A 16064-nucleotide genomic window follows, 5' to 3' on the forward strand; every position below is an offset into this window, starting at 1 on the left:
CCAAGCCCTTCTTCTCCACTGCGTCTGCGCAATGGAGATTTTCATTTCAATCCAACTTCAAAGAACATGAACACCATTGCATTGGGAGGACGCCTGCGGCCGCAAGGCGCAATCCGGACTCGCCGGATCATGGCCGCCTTGCTGGCTGCGAGCGCTGTACTGTGTGTGCCGAACGGAGTATCGGCGGCCGAGAACGATGCACTATCTGCCTCTCTGGCTGCATTCGGTGATGCCGCTGCGGCAAGACGCCTGGAGGACCAGATCGCGGATCTTGTGAAAAAGCGCAATCAGGCGGGCATGACCAAGCTGGTGGGGCAGATCGCGCAGAACGATGGGGCTTTCATGGAAAAGATGGACAGCCTGACGCAGGCCAAAAATCGGGTTCCTGATCCTGAAATGACCAGGATTGCCATGGCCCTGGGCCCTTGCCACCATGCCGGTTTTCTTCTCAGGAAAATGGCCTTCGCCCTTGCCGATGGTCAGGCAAAGCCCATCATTCGCAATGGGGTGATCATGATTGACGGCACGCACATGGACGATATGTATGCCGAGCAAATGTCGCGCTGTGAAAGGCTAGCCAAGCAGCCCATGCGGAAAATCAAGATAGGTTCCATGTGCTCCGTCAATGGCTCGGGCTGCGACGAGGATCCGGATATGGATTGAAGAGGCCGAGCGCCGAAAAGCGAAAGCAAGAAAAGAAAAGGCCGGGTCTGCCGCCCGGCCTTTGGTGACCGCCCCGGCGGTGACTTCTGGTTCGGCATTCAAGGCCTTGCCTTGTTGAGTCCACGGCCCCCTTCGCCCGGACAACTGCCGCAATCACAGCGGCGGCATAGCCCCAAAATCCCTACCCGCCCGCCAGCACAATCCTCCCCTTGCCCGCGCGCTTGGCCGCGTACATGGCCTCGTCGGCGCGCTGCAGGAGCTGGGTGGCATCTTCCCGGGAGGCATTGAGGGCGATGCCCATGCTGGCGCCGACCTGCACGGTGGCGCCGCTGTGCAGGCGGATGGGCTGGCGGATGGAGGCCAGGCAGCGCTGCATGATCTGCCGGGCGTCGTCGGCCGAGGCCAGTTCGTCCAGCAGCAGCACGAACTCGTCTCCGCCCAGGCGGGCGACGCAGTCGGTTTCGCGGGCCTGGGTGGCGAGGCGGCGGGCGATGATGCGCAGCACTTCATCGCCGGCGTCGTGGCCTTCGGTGTCGTTGACTTGCTTGAAGCCGTCCAGGTCCATGAAGCAGACGGCCAGCTGGCCGGGGCCGCTGGCCTGGGCCAGCGCGCGCTGCAGCCGCGCCTGCAGCGCGCGACGGTTGGCCAGGCCGGTCAGCACGTCGTGCAATGCCTGGTGCTGGGCCGCCTGCTCGCCGCGCTTGAGCGCGTCGATGTCCACGAAGACCCATATCGATTCGCCATCGGCCAGGCCTGCGCCGCTGACATCGACCCAGAGCAGGCTGCCATCGCTGGTCTGCAGCTGCATCTGGGCGTGGCATTTGCCGCTGGAGCGCAGTGCGCCATAGGCCAGTTCGCCGGAGCGTTCGTAGGTTTCCTCGTCCGGGTAGAGGATGCGCGCCGAGTGGTCCAGCAGCTCGCCAGCCGGGCGCTTGAGCATGCGCTGCAGGGCCTGGTTGGTCCACAGCAGCCGGCGCTCGCGCAGGCGGGCGATGCCGATGAGGTCGTTGTCCATGAACAGTTCCTGCTGGCGCAGCAGCTCGGCAAGCCGGATGCGCGCCACGCGTTCGCGCTGCTGCAGCAGATAGAGGCTGACCGAGCCCAGCGCGATCAGCGCGATGCTCAGGCCCGTGAGCGCCCAGGCACGCCAGGCCGATGCACGCCACCCCGCCAGGTAGCTTTCCGTGCCCAGGCCGGTGAAGACGGTCAGCGGATAGCCGGCCAGGCGCTGGTAGGCCGTGATGCGCTCCACGCCATCGAGCAGCGTGGGCGTGATGTACCAGCCAAGCTCCCGGTCATCGGCCAGGGCCCGGTGGTACTCGCCCGAGACTTCCGAGCCGCCGATGCCGGCCATGGGCTGGGGGTCGCCTGCCGCGTAGCGGGCCACCAGCAGATCCTTGTCCGAACGCAGCGCAATGGCGCTGTCGGGCCCGAAGGCCTGGCGGCGGAACAGCGACTGGAAATGCTCGGCCGCGACGACCGCGTAGACGATGCCCTGGAAATCCCCGTCGCCGGATTGCAGCCGCCGCGCCAGCACGATGGCCCATTTCTTGAAGGAGTGGCTGACCAGCGGGTCGGAGACCACCATGCGGTCGGTGTTGCGCGCCCGGTCGAAGTAGCCTCGCTCGGCCACGGAAAATGCCGGCTCCTCCTCGTTCGCACTCTGCAGGACCTGGCCATTGGCGTCGGTGACGCGCAGCGCCGTGACGAAGGGAACGAGGGCGCGCTGCTCCTGCAGGATTTCATAGAGGGCCAGCGCCGCCACGTCCGCGCCTTCCAGACTCCGGCTGCGGTAGCGGCCCGCGACGGTGGCCAGGGCGTTGTCCACCAGCCGCATCTCGGCGTTCAGCTCCAGGCTCAGGCTGCGGGCCTGGTTCCGGGTGACGGCCACGCCCAGGTCCAGGTCGGCCTGGTGGTTGGCGCGCAGGCTCAACCAGGTGGCCAGGCCCAGCAGGCCGGCCACCAGCAGGTTGCCGAGCACCAGGCGCAGGAGCACCTTGTCGGAAAGAAGCCTCTTCATGGCGCCAGGTGTCCCTTTCCTACTTGCTGGATGGGCATCGGGGTGGATGGACCGGCCCATTTTTAGCACAAGGCAAAAGCACTCCATGCCAGGTCGCACGCCATGGCAGCGGCGCCTTTCGGCGCTGCGCCCGGCCCCCCTCAGGGCATGCGCCAGCTCAGGCCCGCGTACACGGCCCGGCCATCTCCGGGAAAGTAATAGGCACCGTCCACGCCGCGCACATTGGCCTGTACGGCCGTGGTCGCGGCATAGCGCCGGTCGGTCAGGTTGCGGCCTTCGACGAACCAGCTCCAGCCGTCGCCCAGCGCCCCGCTCAAGCGCAGGTTGAGCAGCGCATAGCCATCGGAGGCCACGGTGTTGGCATGGTCCACCCAGGTGCGCGAGGGCAGCCACTCCAGGCCGGGCGCGACCGTGACCTGCTGCGTGGCCTTCCACTGCAGCTCGGCCCGCAACAGGTGCGGTGGAATGCCGGCCAAGCGGCGGCGGCCGTAGACGGCGTCGTTGTCAAAGCGCAGGTCGCTGTAGAGGTACTGGGTGCGCAGCGACCAGCGCGGCGCAAGCCGTGCCTGCATGGACAGCTCCAGCCCCTGGTGGATGGTGCGGTCGGCATTGGTGGTGCCCAGGGCCGCGCCGCTGGCGTCGGTCAGCGCCAGCAGTTCGCGGCGCACGCGCGAGTGGTAGATGGCGGCGTCCCAGGCCAGGGCCTCGCCGTGGCCGCGCCAGCCGGCCTCCACCGTGGTTGCGCTTTGCGCGCGCCCCAGCGGCAGCGAAGGCTGGTAGACCAGCTCGCCAATGGGCGGAGCCTCGAAGCTGCCGCTGATGTTCGCGTACCACTGCGACGTGGGCGTGGCCGCGAACAGCAGGCCCAACTTGGGCGAGGTGTGGCTGAAATCCACGTCGTAGCTGGCGGCGGGCGCCAGCAGATTGTCCTGGCGGCGCTGGGCGCGCACGAACTGCAGGCCGGCCTGCAGCGTCCAGCGGGTGCTCAGGCCATGGCTGTATTCGCCATAGACCACGTCCTGCTGCGCCTTCACGCGCGTGCGCCCCGTGGACGTGCCGGCCGCGCCGCCCGCATTGGTGTAGCGCCATTCATCGCCATCGAGCTGCGCGCTGGAAAAGCCCAGCACCAGCCTGCGCGTGAGGCCACCGCCCTGCCCCAGCTCGGCCACCAGGCGCGAGTCCAGGCCCGTGTCGCGCATGTCCTGCTGGACGATGCCCATGGTCATGGGGTGGAAACGGTCGCGCTGCGCCGCGAACAGCGAAGTGGTCCAGCGCAGGCCTTCGCGCGGCTGCCAGTCCATGCGCAGGGCGCCGCGCGTCTGGCGGTAGTTGTTGCCGGCGTCCTGCGCCACATAGCCGGGCGCGGCCTGGCGCGGATTGGCCAGCATGGCCGCGCGCGTGAGGCTGCCGGGCATTTGCATGTCGGCATCCACATGGGACAGGAAGGCGCGCAGCTCCAGCGTATCGGTGAGCTGCAGGCCCACATTGCCGGACAGGCGCTGCGTGCGCCAGGCCGACTGTTCGCGCCAGCCGTCCTGCTCGCTGCGGCCGATGTTCAGAAGGCCATCCACCCGCTCGCCACGGCCCGCCAGCTGGGCCTGTGCCTGCCGCTGGCCGAACGATCCGGCCTGCAGCCGCAGCGATGCGGCAGGCGCCGTCAGGCCGGTCGGCGAGACAAAGTTGATCGCGCCGCCCAGGCTGCTGGCGCCGTACTCCAGCGCATTGGCGCCACGCCAGACCTCGACATGCTGGGCCGCCATGGGGTCGATGGACTGGAAGTCCGCCGCGCCATCGGCCTGGTTCAGCGGTATGCCGTCCTGGTAGAGCTGTATGCCGCGCATCAGATAGCCGCGCTGCACGCCCGAGCCCCGGATGGACAGCCGCGTCTCCGGGCCGTGGCGCGTCTGTGCGAGCACGCCCGGCGCGTAGGCCAGTGCATCGGCGGCGGTGCTGGCACGCCCGGCCGCGTAGCTGGCTGCATCGATGACGGCCGTGCCGCCTGCGCGCTGCGACAGCTCATCGCGCGCAGCCTGCACGGCCTGCGCGGCGCGGGCCTCGGGCGTGGTGGCGGCGCCGCGGGCGCGCACCTCCACATCCGCAAGAACAGGTTCTGCCTGGGCCAGGGCGGAGGATGCGGCGCAAAGGCCTGCGGCGCCGGCCAGAGAAAGTGCAAAGCTCTTCATGCCGCCCCCAGGATCTGGCGCAGATCGGCCGCGCAGTCCTGCGCTTCCTGCTCATGGCGGAACGCCACGCGCAGCCGGCCCTCGGGATCGAAGACATAGGTGATGGCCGAGTGGTCCATGGTGTAGGACGCACCCGTGGGCACCTTCTTGTAGAAGACCTTGAATTCCCTGGCGACCTCGGCCGTCTGCGCCTCGTCGCCGCGCAGCGCGACAAAGCCGGGGTCGAAGGCGCCTACATAGGCCTTGAGCACCTGGGCCGTATCGCGCTCGGGATCGATGGTGATGAAGGCCACGGCCAGGCGGGCACCGTCGGCACCCAGAAGCTCGCGTATTTCCAGCGCGCGCGTCAGCGCCGTGGGGCAGACATCGGGGCATTGGGTGAAGCCGAAAAAGACCATCAGGGCCTGGCCCTTGAAGTCGGCCAGCGTGCGCTCGCGCCCATCGGCATCGCGCAGGCGGAAGTCCCGGCCGTACTGCGCGCCGGTCAGGTCGATGCCCTTGAACGGCACGGTGGCGGGCTTGCAGCCAGCCAGCAGCGCCAGTGCGGCCAGGCCGCCGCCAAGGCAGGCGCGGCGAGTCAGGGCAACGCAAGCAACGGATGGGAGGGTCGAAGAAAAATCGGCGGCGCGCTGCGGCGCCGCATGGCAATCGGAACGGAACATGGCTTCCCTGCGTGGAATCTTGGCGAAGCCGCACCGCCAAGGCTGCGCCCGGCCGGTGCGGCAATGTTCTGAGACAGGCCAGCGGCCAGACAGCGCGGGACAGCGCTGCACAGCAGCCGAGGGCTCAGGCGATCAGCAGCAGCAAGGGAGGCCCGCGCGGGGGCAGCGGCGCGCCGACCAGGGAGGCAATGCGGGCAGAGACGATGGGCTGCAGCGCGCGGCCCAGCGGCTGTGGTTGCGCCCAGGAGGGGGAGACATGCGCGGGCGGCGGCGTCACCGCCAGGCACAGCGGGCAGTCCAGCGAATGCTGGGCCGACACCGCCTGCCCTTCTTCACCGTTGACCACGACCAGCTTGACGCTGCCGCCAGCCGTGCAGACCAGCTCCATGGCCTGCGGGTGCACCAGGGGCGATGCAATCGCCAGGCCCAGCGTCAACGCGAACCACGCCATGACCAGGCGGGCCAGTGAGACGGAGTTGCGCAGGGCGTGCATGGCTGGGGATTATGGGGCTGAGATGCCGGATATGCGTGGTATCCGTAGCCGCCTGCCCGCATGGGCCATCCCATAATCGCCTTTTCCCCAAGCAGTGACCGCCATGTCGAAACTCCATGTTGTGCAGCAGGGCCAAGGCCCGGCCCTCGTTCTGAGCCACGCGCTCGGTTGTGACCTCCAGATGTGGTACGGCGTTGCCCAGGCGCTGGAAGACCGCTTCACCGTGGTGCGCTACGACCACCGGGGCCACGGCCGCTCGCCCGCCATCGGCGAGGCTTTCGACATGAACGACCTGGCAGACGACGCAGCCGGCGTGATCGAGGCGCTGGGCCAGGGGCCGGTGCACTTCGTGGGCCTGTCCATGGGCGGCATGACGGCCCAGGCCCTGGCCGTGCGACATCCGGCGCTGGTGCGCAGCATCACCATCGCCAATTCGGCCAGCTACTACGACGAGGCCGCGCGCGCAGGCTGGCAGGCGCGCATTGCCACCGTGCACGACCAGGGCGTGGCGGTGATTGCCGACGGCGCCATGCAGCGCTGGTTCACCCCCGAGTTCCGTACCGGGCAGGCGGCCCGCGTGGCCTCCTTGCGCGCTGGGCTGGAGGCTTTGGCGGCCAAGCCCTATGCGGCCGCCTGTGCGGCCGTGGGCGGCATCGATTTTCGCGAGAGCAATCGGCGCATCGCCTGCCCCGCGCTGCTCATTGCGGGCAGTCGCGATGAGGCCACGCCGCCTGCCCTGTCCGAGGACATGCAGGCGCAGATTCCGGGCGCGCAGCTGGTGTCGCTGCCCGCCGCGCATTTGAGTGCCGTGGAAATGCCCGTGGAGTTTGCGCAGTTGGTGAGCGACTTTGTCGCGCAGGTCCGCTAGATCTGCAGTCCCACCCGGGCGGGATGGGGACTGAGCGAAGTCGCTATCGTGGAGGACATCACGGAGGGCACCACGGCCAGCACCAGGGCCGGCATCACGGCCGGCAGATCAACTCCGCCACGTCCATCAGCAGGGCTTCATCGATCTGCTCGCGCAGGTCCACCGCCAGCCTGCGCCGGTAGAACACGCCCAGGTCCAGCCCCACGCCCAGCGCGCGGATCTGCACGTCGCCCGCGCGCTCGTACCGGGCGATGACCTGGCGCAGGTGCTGGTCCAGGTAGTGCTCGTCGTTGGCCTGGTGCGTGGCCGTGTCCATGGGGCAGCCGTCCGAGATGACGAGCAGGATGCGGCGCTGCGCGGGCCGCGCCAGCAGCCGCTCGCAGGCCCATTCCACGGCCTCGCCGTCCACGCCCTCGCGAAACAGGTCGGGCCTGCGCAGCGCGGCAATGCCGTGGCGGGCGTGGCGCCAGGGTTTGGCGGCGTCCTTGAAGACGATGTGCAGCCGCTCGTTGAGCCGGCCCGGGATGTGGGGCTGGCCCGCACGCTGCCAGTCGCGGCGGGCGCGGCCGCCGTTCCAGGCCTGGGTGGAAAAGCCCAGCACGTCCACCGGCACGCCGGCCATGGACAGCGCGCGGCCCAGCAGGTCCACCAGCAGGGACAGCGGGCGCGCATGCGCCTTCATCGAGCCCGAGCAGTCCAGCAGGAGGGCCACGGCCGCATCGCTGACGGGGCGCGGCAGCTCGTTCCTGAAGATGGCGCGCTGCTGCGGATCGCTGACCAGTTGCGCCAGCCGGCTTGCATCCAGGTGTCCATCCTCCAGGCCGAACTGCCAGCCGTCGTGGCGCGGCACGGCCAGGCGCTGCTGCAGGTGGCGGGCCAGCCGGCCCGCGTGCAAGCCGCTGCGCGCCAGTTCCTCATCCATCTGCTCGCGGAACTCGGCCAGTTGCGCTGCGCGGATCAGCTCGGCCGCCTGCGCCTCGCGGTCATAGGCGCGCGTGAACACGCGGTAGCTGTGGGCCGAGCCGGCCCAGGCGCGGCTGTCGCCGCTGAGCGCCACGGGCGGCGCATCCAGGCTTTGCGATTCAAAGTGCAGCGGCAGCGCGAAGCTGCCGCGCCGGCGCGGCCCGCCAGCGCCGCGCGGCGCCTCTTCCTGGGCTGACCGCACGGCCTGGCCCACCCAGCGGCTGATGGCCAGGGCCGGCGCAATGAAGGCCTGCTGGTCCTGCCGGTGGCGGCGCAGCAGGGCCCACTGCGCGCCCAGTTGCGCCGACAGGCCGGCGCGCGTGGCCTCGGCCAGGTCGGCCAGGGCATCGGGCGGCTCATGTCCGCTCAGGCGGCTCCAGGCGGTCAGCGCCACGGTGAACAGCAGGATGCCCAGGCTGCTTTCGGTCAGGCCCGAATCGGCAAAGGCCTGGCTCCAGTGCACAAAGCGCGCATGCAGGTTGGCGCGTGCGCCCGGCCATTCCTCGGGCGCCAGGCTTTCCACGCGCAACTGCTCCAGCAGTTCGAACACCAGCCGCTCCACCGGGTCGCCGGGCAGGTGGCGCGCGTGCAGGCCGGCATCGCTCAGCCGCAGGCGCAAACTGGCGCCGTCGAGCAGGCCGCGCTGGTCGGCCAATCGGGCCGGCACATCGGATTGGTGGGCCGCTGCCAGCGCCACGGGCGCCGTGCCCCGGTACAGCGTCTGCCCGCTCCATTGCAGCGAGGCATCGCCCGCCATGGCGCGCAGCAGCGCGCCGCCCCAGGCCTCCATGCGCGCCAGCGAGGGGGATGCCTCAGCAGACATGGGCGGGCTCGTCGCGCAGCGCCAGTTCCTGGCCGAAGCAGCGCTGGAAGTACTCGGCCACGATGGCCCGCTCGGCCGGCTCGCACTTGTTGAGGAAGGACAGCTCGAAGGCCAGCCGCAGGTCGTGGAAGATCTGCGCGTTCTCGGCCCAGGTGATGACGGTGCGCGGCGACATCAGCAGCGACAGGTCGCCCACCGCAAAGCCCTTGCGCGTGAGCGCGGCCAGCGCCACCATGGCGGCCACCTGCTCGCGCCCCTGCGGCGTGGCCAACTGCGGCACGCGCGCCAGCACGATGGCGGCTTCCTCGGCCGGTGCCAGGTAGTCCAGGCTGGTGACCAGGTTCCAGCGGTCGAGCTGGGCGTGGTTGAGCATCTGCGTGCCGTGGTACAGGCCGCTGAGGTTGCCCTGGCCCAGGGTGTTCATGGTGGCGAAGAGGCGGAACTGCGCATGCGGCTGGAGCACGCGCTTTTGGTCCAGCAGGGTGAAGCTGCCCTCGCGTTCGAGCACGCGCTGGATGACGAACATCACGTCGGGCCGGCCCGCGTCGTATTCATCGAAGACCAGGGCCACGGGCCGCTGCAGTGCCCAGGGCAGGATGCCTTCCTGGAACTGCGTGACCTGGCGGCCCTCCTGCAGCACGATGGCGTCCTTGCCCACCAGGTCCAGCCGGCTGATGTGCCCGTCGAGGTTGACGCGCACGCAGGGCCAGTTCAGCCGCGCCGCCACCTGCTCGATATGGGTGGACTTGCCCGTTCCGTGCAGCCCCTGGATGACCACGCGCCGGTTGTGCGCAAAGCCGGCCAGGATGGCCAGCGTGGCCTGCGGGTTGAAGCGGTAGGCCGGGTCCACGGCAGGCACATGCTCGCTGCGTTCGGCAAAGGCCGACACCTGCATGTCGGTGTCCAGGCCGAAGGTCTCGCGCACGCCAAGCGTGCGCGTGGGATGCATCAGGGTCAGCTCAGTCATCGTCAGGGGCTCCCGGGGGGACTTCGTCGTTGATGCGCGCAATCGCCTCGGCCGCCGCGCGCAGTTGGGGAAGAAAGGACAGCGCCCGCTCGCGCGTGAAACGCATGATGGGCGCCTGCACGGCCAGCCCCATGTTCGAGGGGCCGCCCTGGATGGAGGGCACGAGCACGCCCAGGCACAGCAGGCCGGGAAGGAATTCCTCGTTGTCGAAGGCATGGCCCTGGGCGCGCACCTGGTCCAGCTCGGCGTCCAGCGCGTCAAAGGCCGTCAGCGTGTTGGCCGTGAAGCCTTCCAGCGGCACGGCCGACAGCAGCCGCCTGCGCTGCGCGGGCGCCATCTGGCTCAGGAACAGCTTGCCCGTGGCCGAGCAATGGGCCGGCACGCGCGAGCCCGGGTGCAGATAAAAGCGCAGCGGCGCGGGCGTCTCCACCCGGTCCAGGTAGAGCACCTCGCTGCCCGAGAAGGCGGTGATGTTGCAGCTCTCGCCGATATCGCGCACCAGTTGCGCCAGCACCGCGTGGCGTGCGCCATGCGTGGTGTTGTTGAGCAGCACGCTCTCGGCCAGCCGCATCAGGCGCCGGCCCGTGCCGTAGTGCCGGCCATTGCCCTCGCGCTGCAGGATGCCCGCGCCTTCGAGCTGCTGGAGCATGCGGTGCATGGTGGGCTTGGGCAGGCCTGTCTCCTCGACCATGGTCTGCAGCGTGAAGGGCTCGTTCTTCTGGGCAATGGCCTCCAGCAGGGCGAACAGCCGCAGGTTGGGCGTGTCGCCATCGATACGGGCAGGGATGGGGTCACGGGTGTTCATGGTGTTGGTCATCATATGTTTTTCAATTTTTCGAGTCAATTTGTTCCGAAAAAAGAAATTTGTTTGACATCCAGGCGAAGTCAGTCCTAGACTTGCGCCGTAATTTCTTTTTTCGGAACATTAAGTTCCATTTTCAAGGAGACAACATGACTGCAGCCAACAATCGTACGGTGGTCGAAGGCGTCCAGAAGATGACCCCTTCCGAAGCCTTTGTGGAGACCTGCGTGGCCAACGGCGTCACGGAGATGTTCGGCATCATGGGCTCGGCCTTCATGGATGCCATGGACATCTTCGCGCCCGCCGGCATCCGCCTGATCCCCGTGGTGCACGAGCAGGGCGCGGCCCACATGGCCGACGGCTATGCGCGCGTCTCGGGTCGCCACGGCGTGGTGATCGGCCAGAACGGCCCCGGCATCAGCAACTGCGTGACCGCCATCGCCGCCGCCTACTGGGCCCACAGCCCCGTGGTCATGATCACGCCCGAGACCGGCACCATGGGCATGGGCCTGGGGGGCTTCCAGGAAGCCAACCAGCTGCCCATGTTCCAGGAGTTCACCAAGTACCAGGGCCATGTCTGCAACCCCAAGCGCATGGCCGAGTTCACGGCCCGCTGCTTTGACCGCGCCATCTCCGAGATGGGTCCCACCCAGCTGAACATCCCCCGCGACTATTTCTACGGCGAAGTGCAGTGCGAAATCCCCAAGCCCATGCGCGTAGAGCGCGGCTCGGGCGGCGAAAACAGCCTGCAGGCCGCCACGGAACTGCTGGCCACGGCCAAGTTCCCCGTGATCCTGGCCGGCGGCGGAGTGGTCATGGGCGATGCGGTCGAGGAATGCAGGCAGCTGGCCGAGCGCCTGGGCGCCCCCGTGGTCACGGGCTACCTGCGCAATGACGCCTTCCCCGCCAAGCACCCGCTGTGGGCCGGCCCGCTGGGCTACCAGGGCTCCAAGGCCGCGATGAAGCTCATCGCCCAGGCCGACGTGGTGATCGCGCTGGGCTCGCGCATGGGCCCCTTCGGCACCCTGCCCCAGCACGGCATGGACTACTGGCCCAAGAACGCCAAGATCATCCAGGTCGAGGCCGACCACACCAACCTGGGCCTGGTCAAGAAGATCTCGGTGGGCATCCACGGCGACGCCAAGGCCGTGGCACGCGAGCTGGGCCGCCGCCTGCAGGGCCAGACCCTGGCCTGCGACGCCACCAAGGCCGCGCGCGCCGACACCATTGCCACCGAGAAGGCCGCCTGGGAGAAGGAGCTGGACGAGTGGACGCATGAGCGCGACCCCTACAGCCTGGACATGATCGAAGAGGCCAAGGGCGAGCGCACGCCCACGGGCGGCAAGTACCTGCACCCGCGCCAGGTGCTGCGCGAGCTGGAAAAGGCCATGCCGCCGCGCGTGATGGTCTCCACCGACATCGGCAACATCAACTCCGTGGCCAACAGCTACCTGCGCTTCGACGAGCCGCGCAGCTTCTTCGCGCCTATGAGCTTCGGCAACTGCGGCTATGCCCTGCCCACCATCATCGGTGCCAAGTGCGCAGCGCCCGACCGTCCGGCCATTGCCTACGCCGGCGACGGCGCCTGGGGCATGAGCATGGTGGAGATCATGACCGCCGTGCGCCATGACATTCCCGTCACGGCCGTGGTCTTCCACAACCGCCAGTGGGGCGCCGAGAAGAAGAACCAGGTGGACTTCTACAACCGCCGCTTCGTGGCCGGCGAGCTGGAAAGCGAAAGCTTCGCAGCGATTGCCAGCGCCATGGGCGCCGAGAGCATCGTGGTCGACCAGATCGAGGACGTGGGCCCGGCGCTGCAAAAGGCCATCGACCTGCAGATGAACCACGGCAAGACCTGCGTGATCGAGGTGATGTGCACGCGCGAACTGGGCGACCCGTTCCGCCGCGATGCGCTGGCCAAGCCCGTGCGCTTCCTCGAAAAGTACAAAGACTTTGTCTGACGCCGTCTGACACCCCCTGAGGCGCTGCGCGCCTTCCCCCTCTCTACCCGCTGCGCTTAGGGAGGGGGACGACACCCTCGGTGCGGGGCGGCCCTTCCTCGGTGTCTCTGGGATGGGCCGCGCCGGTTTCATGCGCCTGGGTGAAGCGCAAGGCCCTCGAAAGCCGATTCCCAGATTCCCTGCGTTGCTCGCGCCGGGCCCTGTACTTTCCCGCAGGAGCTTTCATGGTCCCCCCACTTTCACTCGCCGTGGCCGCCGACGATGCGCCCGCCACGCACCGCCCCCATCTCCAGCACTTGCTCGACCAGGCCAAGGCGCAAGGCCCCATTCCGGTGGCCGTGGCCTATCCCTGTGATGCGGGCTCGCTGCAGGCCGCCATGCAGGCCGCGCAGGCGGGCCTGATCACGCCGCTGCTGGTGGGCCCCGAGGCACGCATCCGGGCATCGGCCCAGTCGGCCGGGCTGGACCTGGCGGGCGCGTCCATCCATTCCACAGCCGACGATCCACGCGCGGCGGCGGCCCAGGCGGCGGCGCTGTGCGGCAGCGGCCAGGCCCGCGCGCTGATGAAGGGCAGCCTGCACAGCGACGAGTTGCTGGGCGCTGCCGTGGCGCGCGAGGCCGGCCTGCGCGGCAGCCGCCGCGCCAGCCATGTGTTCGTGATGGACCTGCCGGGCTTCGAGCGCCCACTGCTGATGACCGACTGCGTGGTCAACATCTTCCCCACGCTGATGGACAAGCGCGACATTGCGCAGAACGCCATCGACCTGGCCCGTGCCATCGGCATTGCCCGACCGCGCGTGGCCGTGCTCTCGGCGGTGGAGACGGTCAACCCCGCCATTCCCGGCACCATCGACGCGGCCGCGCTGTGCAAGATGGCCGACCGGGGGCAGATCAGCGGCGCCATCCTCGACGGGCCGCTGGCCTACGACAACGCCATCTCGCTGCGCTCGGCGCATCACAAGGGCATCGTCTCCGATGTGGCCGGCCAGCCCGACGTGCTGCTGGTGCCCAGCCTGGAGGCCGGCAACATGATCTACAAGCAGCTGGTCTACATGGCCGATGCCGAATGCGCGGGCCTGGTGCTGGGCATGCGCGTGCCCATCGTGCTGACCAGCCGTTCGGACTCGGTGGCCAGCCGCATCGCCTCCTGCGCGCTGGCCGTGCTGGCGGATGCGGCGGGCGGCAAGGAGCAGCCATGAGCCAGGTTCAAGCCCCGTTGGCAGCGCAGCCGCCCGTGCCGCGCATGCTGCAATGGCTGAAGCTCCTGCCCGGCACAGGCCTGTCGGGCGTGATTGCGCTGGCAGCCACCTTCGTCTCCACGCTGCATGGCGGGCCGCAGCTGCTGTTCGCGCTTTTCTTCGGCGTGGCCTTCCACTTCCTGAGCCAGGACGCGCGCGCCAAGCCGGGCATCGAGTTCTGCGCACGCGGCGTGCTGCGCCTGGGCGTGGGCCTGCTGGGCGCGCGCATCACGGCCACGCAGATCGCGGGCCTGGGCTGGACCACGGCGCTGATCGTCATCGCCGCCGTGGTCACCACGCTGCTGTGCGGCACGCTGCTGGGCCGGCGCCTGGGCCTAACGCGGCCGCAGGGCGTGCTATCGGGCGGCGCGGTGGCCATCTGCGGCGCCTCGGCGGCGCTGGCCATCTCGTCGGTGCTGCCGCGCGACAAGGACAGCGACCGCTTCACGCTGACCGTGGTGGTCACGGTCACGGTGCTGTCCACGGCCGCCATGGTGCTGTACCCGCTGGTGGCGCGCGCCCTGCACCTGCCGCCCGAGCTGGCGGGCCTGTTCATCGGCGGCACCATCCACGACGTGGCCCAGGTGGTGGGCGCGGGCTACACCATCGACCAGGCCACAGGGGACTACGCCACCATCGTCAAGCTGTTCCGCGTGTCCATGCTGGCCGTGGTGGTGGTCATGGTCTCGGCCCTGTTCAAGCGCCAGCGCGAGGCTGCGGCCGAGCAGCACCACGGCAAGAAGCCGGGCCTGGTGCCCTGGTTCCTGTGGGTGTTCGTCGCGCTGGTGGCCATCAACTCGCTGGGCTGGGTGCCGCCGGGCCTGCAGCACCAGTTGAGCGACCTGTCGCGCAACTGCCTGGTGCTGGCCATTGCGGCCCTGGGCCTGAAGACCTCGTTCCAGCAACTGGCGCAGGCCGGCTGGCGGCCTTTTGCACTGCTGGTGGTGGAGACGCTGTGGATGGCGGCCTTCGTGCTGATCGCCATCGAGTTCGAGATGCGGTGAACGCAGGCGCAATACGGCAGTTTTCCAGGGCCCGCCATGCGCGGGCCCTTTTCATTTCTCATGGAACCGGCGCATTTGATGTTCGCGCATTGAGGTGATACATTTGCACACAATTTTTTGACGCAAATCAACGCCCGACACGAGCCGTGAACGTTCTTCGCAAGCAAGCCGGCAGATTCCGCAGACGCACTGCCATCCAGGTCCTCGCCCTCCTGCGCAGGCAACAACCCCTGCAAGCTGCCTTGCTGCGGCTGCTTCCGTGCCTGCTGCTGCTGGCCGGCTGCGCCGTGCTGCTGGACTCCCTGGTGCCCATCCCGCTGTGGGCGGTCGCCGGCCTGACCGGGGTCATGGCGGGCTATATCGCCCACAACTGCCAGGCGTTTGTTGCATCCCAGCGCAGGAAATCCATGCTGCGCCATCTCGCGCGCTGCTGCCTGCTGCACGCCCAATGAAACACAGGCGCCCGGGTCGTCAGGCACCGCTGCTGGCATAGGCCGTCAGCGCCTGCGCGACCGCCTTGAAGACCACGGCGCAGCGCTCGCTCTTGCGCAGGTCCTCATGCATGGCCACCCAGGTATCGAGCTTCCATGAGAATGCCTGCGGCAGCACCCGCACCAGGCCCGCGTCCCTGGCCGCCAGCGCCGACTGGCAGATGCCGATGCCAAAGCCAGCGCGGATGGCGCCCAGCTGCGCCAGGTCGCTGTCCGAGCTCAGCGCCATGGCCTCGCGCGTGAACATCGGAAACTGCTGCTGAAACCTGCGGATGAAGGCGTTCTCATGGTCAAAGCCGATCAGCGAGTGCCCGGCCAGCTCCTGCAGCGAAGCCGGCACGCCATGCCTGGCCAGATAGCTCTCATGGGCGTGCAGCCCCAGTTCGATGGCGCCGATATGGCGGGCCACCAGCGCCTCCTGCTGCGGCCGGAACATGCGCACGGCCACATCGGCCTCGCGGCGCAGCAGGTCATCGACCGCGTTGGACAGCACCAGTTCGATGCGCAGTTCAGGATGGGCCGCGCGCAATTGCGCCAGCACGGGCGGCAGCAGCTCCACGCCCACGACCTCGCCGGCCGTCAGGCGCACCGTGCCGCGCACGCCCGCGCCATGGCTGGCCGCCACGCGGCGCAGCGCGGCAGCCGTCGCGGCCATGCTGGCCGCATAGGGCTGCAATTCATAGGCCGCTTCGGTGGGTGCGAAGCCATCGGACGAACGGGTGAACAGTTGCAGGCCCAGCGCCGACTCCAGCCCGTCGATGTGCCGGCCCACGGTTGGCTGTGCCAAGCCCATGGCCCGGCCCGCCGCTGACAGCGACCCGGACTCCAGCACCTGCAAAAAGCTGCGATACCACTCCCAATGGGGTTCCGACATCACTGATCCATTCATTTATGCATGGACACCAGAAGATTCTAGGCAATTTTCC

General features: G+C 68.7%; 14 protein-coding genes. 6 read left to right on the forward strand and 8 right to left on the reverse strand.

Translation table 11 applies throughout. The annotated features are described in order from the left end of the window. Positions 1 to 66: 66 nt before the first annotated feature. On the forward strand, positions 67 to 663 hold the full coding sequence (locus AC57B5_RS12805; RefSeq protein WP_249320784.1) for a hypothetical protein: 597 nt from the start codon (positions 67 to 69) through the stop codon (positions 661 to 663). A 181-nt stretch (positions 664 to 844) separates the two neighbouring features. Here AC57B5_RS12805 and AC57B5_RS12810 read toward each other — a convergent pair whose 3' ends face one another. The 4 genes from AC57B5_RS12810 to AC57B5_RS12825 all read right to left on the reverse strand — a co-directional run bounded on the left by AC57B5_RS12810 (position 845) and on the right by AC57B5_RS12825 (position 6021). After that, on the reverse strand, positions 845 to 2683 hold the full coding sequence (locus tag AC57B5_RS12810; protein ID WP_496399672.1) for a sensor domain-containing diguanylate cyclase: 1839 nt from the start codon (positions 2681 to 2683) through the stop codon (positions 845 to 847). Positions 2684 to 2823: 140 nt separating this feature from the next. Beyond that, complete coding sequence (locus tag AC57B5_RS12815; protein ID WP_496399673.1) at positions 2824 to 4866, reverse strand: TonB-dependent receptor family protein; 2043 nt, start codon at positions 4864 to 4866, stop codon at positions 2824 to 2826. Next, positions 4863 to 5528 (reverse strand): SCO family protein, encoded by a 666-nt coding sequence (locus AC57B5_RS12820; protein WP_496399674.1) that lies wholly within the window; start codon positions 5526 to 5528, stop codon positions 4863 to 4865. The genes AC57B5_RS12815 and AC57B5_RS12820 overlap by 4 nt, the downstream gene beginning before the upstream one ends. Positions 5529 to 5652: 124 nt before the next feature. Next, the gene (locus AC57B5_RS12825) at positions 5653 to 6021 is read right to left on the reverse strand and encodes a DUF2946 family protein (protein ID WP_012203922.1); all 369 of its coding nucleotides are present in this window, start codon (positions 6019 to 6021) and stop codon (positions 5653 to 5655) included. A gap of 103 nt (positions 6022 to 6124) precedes the next feature. On the opposite strand from AC57B5_RS12825, the gene AC57B5_RS12830 reads away from it, so the two are divergent. Next, positions 6125 to 6889, forward strand: coding sequence for an alpha/beta fold hydrolase (locus AC57B5_RS12830; RefSeq protein ID WP_496399675.1), 765 nt, complete (start codon positions 6125 to 6127; stop codon positions 6887 to 6889). 94 nt (positions 6890 to 6983) lie between these two features. Here AC57B5_RS12830 and AC57B5_RS12835 read toward each other — a convergent pair whose 3' ends face one another. From AC57B5_RS12835 to AC57B5_RS12845, 3 genes are read right to left on the reverse strand one after another with little or no spacing between them, the layout of a single operon-like run. Further along, a complete protein-coding gene (locus AC57B5_RS12835) occupies positions 6984 to 8675 on the reverse strand; it encodes a cobaltochelatase CobT-related protein (protein WP_496399676.1) in 1692 nt (563 codons plus the stop codon). After that, entirely contained in the window at positions 8665 to 9642 is a 978-nt protein-coding gene (locus tag AC57B5_RS12840; RefSeq protein ID WP_496399677.1) for an AAA family ATPase, read from the reverse strand. The genes AC57B5_RS12835 and AC57B5_RS12840 overlap by 11 nt, the downstream gene beginning before the upstream one ends. Beyond that, positions 9635 to 10462 (reverse strand): IclR family transcriptional regulator, encoded by an 828-nt coding sequence (locus tag AC57B5_RS12845; protein WP_012203918.1) that lies wholly within the window; start codon positions 10460 to 10462, stop codon positions 9635 to 9637. The genes AC57B5_RS12840 and AC57B5_RS12845 overlap by 8 nt, the downstream gene beginning before the upstream one ends. 131 nt (positions 10463 to 10593) lie before the next feature. Here AC57B5_RS12845 and xsc point away from each other — a divergent pair, with 131 nt between their 5' ends. From xsc to AC57B5_RS12865, 4 genes are all read left to right on the forward strand, one after another. Further along, positions 10594 to 12405: a sulfoacetaldehyde acetyltransferase gene (gene xsc / locus AC57B5_RS12850; RefSeq protein WP_034390943.1), complete on the forward strand. Its 1812-nt coding sequence runs from the start codon at positions 10594 to 10596 to the stop codon at positions 12403 to 12405. A 224-nt stretch (positions 12406 to 12629) separates the two neighbouring features. Further along, positions 12630 to 13604 (forward strand): bifunctional enoyl-CoA hydratase/phosphate acetyltransferase, encoded by a 975-nt coding sequence (locus AC57B5_RS12855; protein WP_065346921.1) that lies wholly within the window; start codon positions 12630 to 12632, stop codon positions 13602 to 13604. Next, positions 13601 to 14647, forward strand: coding sequence for a YeiH family protein (locus AC57B5_RS12860; RefSeq protein ID WP_013803832.1), 1047 nt, complete (start codon positions 13601 to 13603; stop codon positions 14645 to 14647). Before AC57B5_RS12855 ends, AC57B5_RS12860 begins: the two co-directional genes overlap by 4 nt. Before the next feature lie 242 nt (positions 14648 to 14889). Beyond that, a complete protein-coding gene (locus AC57B5_RS12865; RefSeq protein WP_012203914.1) occupies positions 14890 to 15099 on the forward strand; it encodes a hypothetical protein in 210 nt (69 codons plus the stop codon). A 19-nt stretch (positions 15100 to 15118) separates the two neighbouring features. On the opposite strand, the gene AC57B5_RS12870 is transcribed toward AC57B5_RS12865, so the two are convergent. After that, complete coding sequence (locus AC57B5_RS12870; RefSeq protein ID WP_496399678.1) at positions 15119 to 16012, reverse strand: LysR family transcriptional regulator; 894 nt, start codon at positions 16010 to 16012, stop codon at positions 15119 to 15121. Positions 16013 to 16064: the final 52 nt, after the last annotated feature.

Source organism: Delftia sp. BGA-UO-ETr-SB1, from assembly GCF_059567865.1.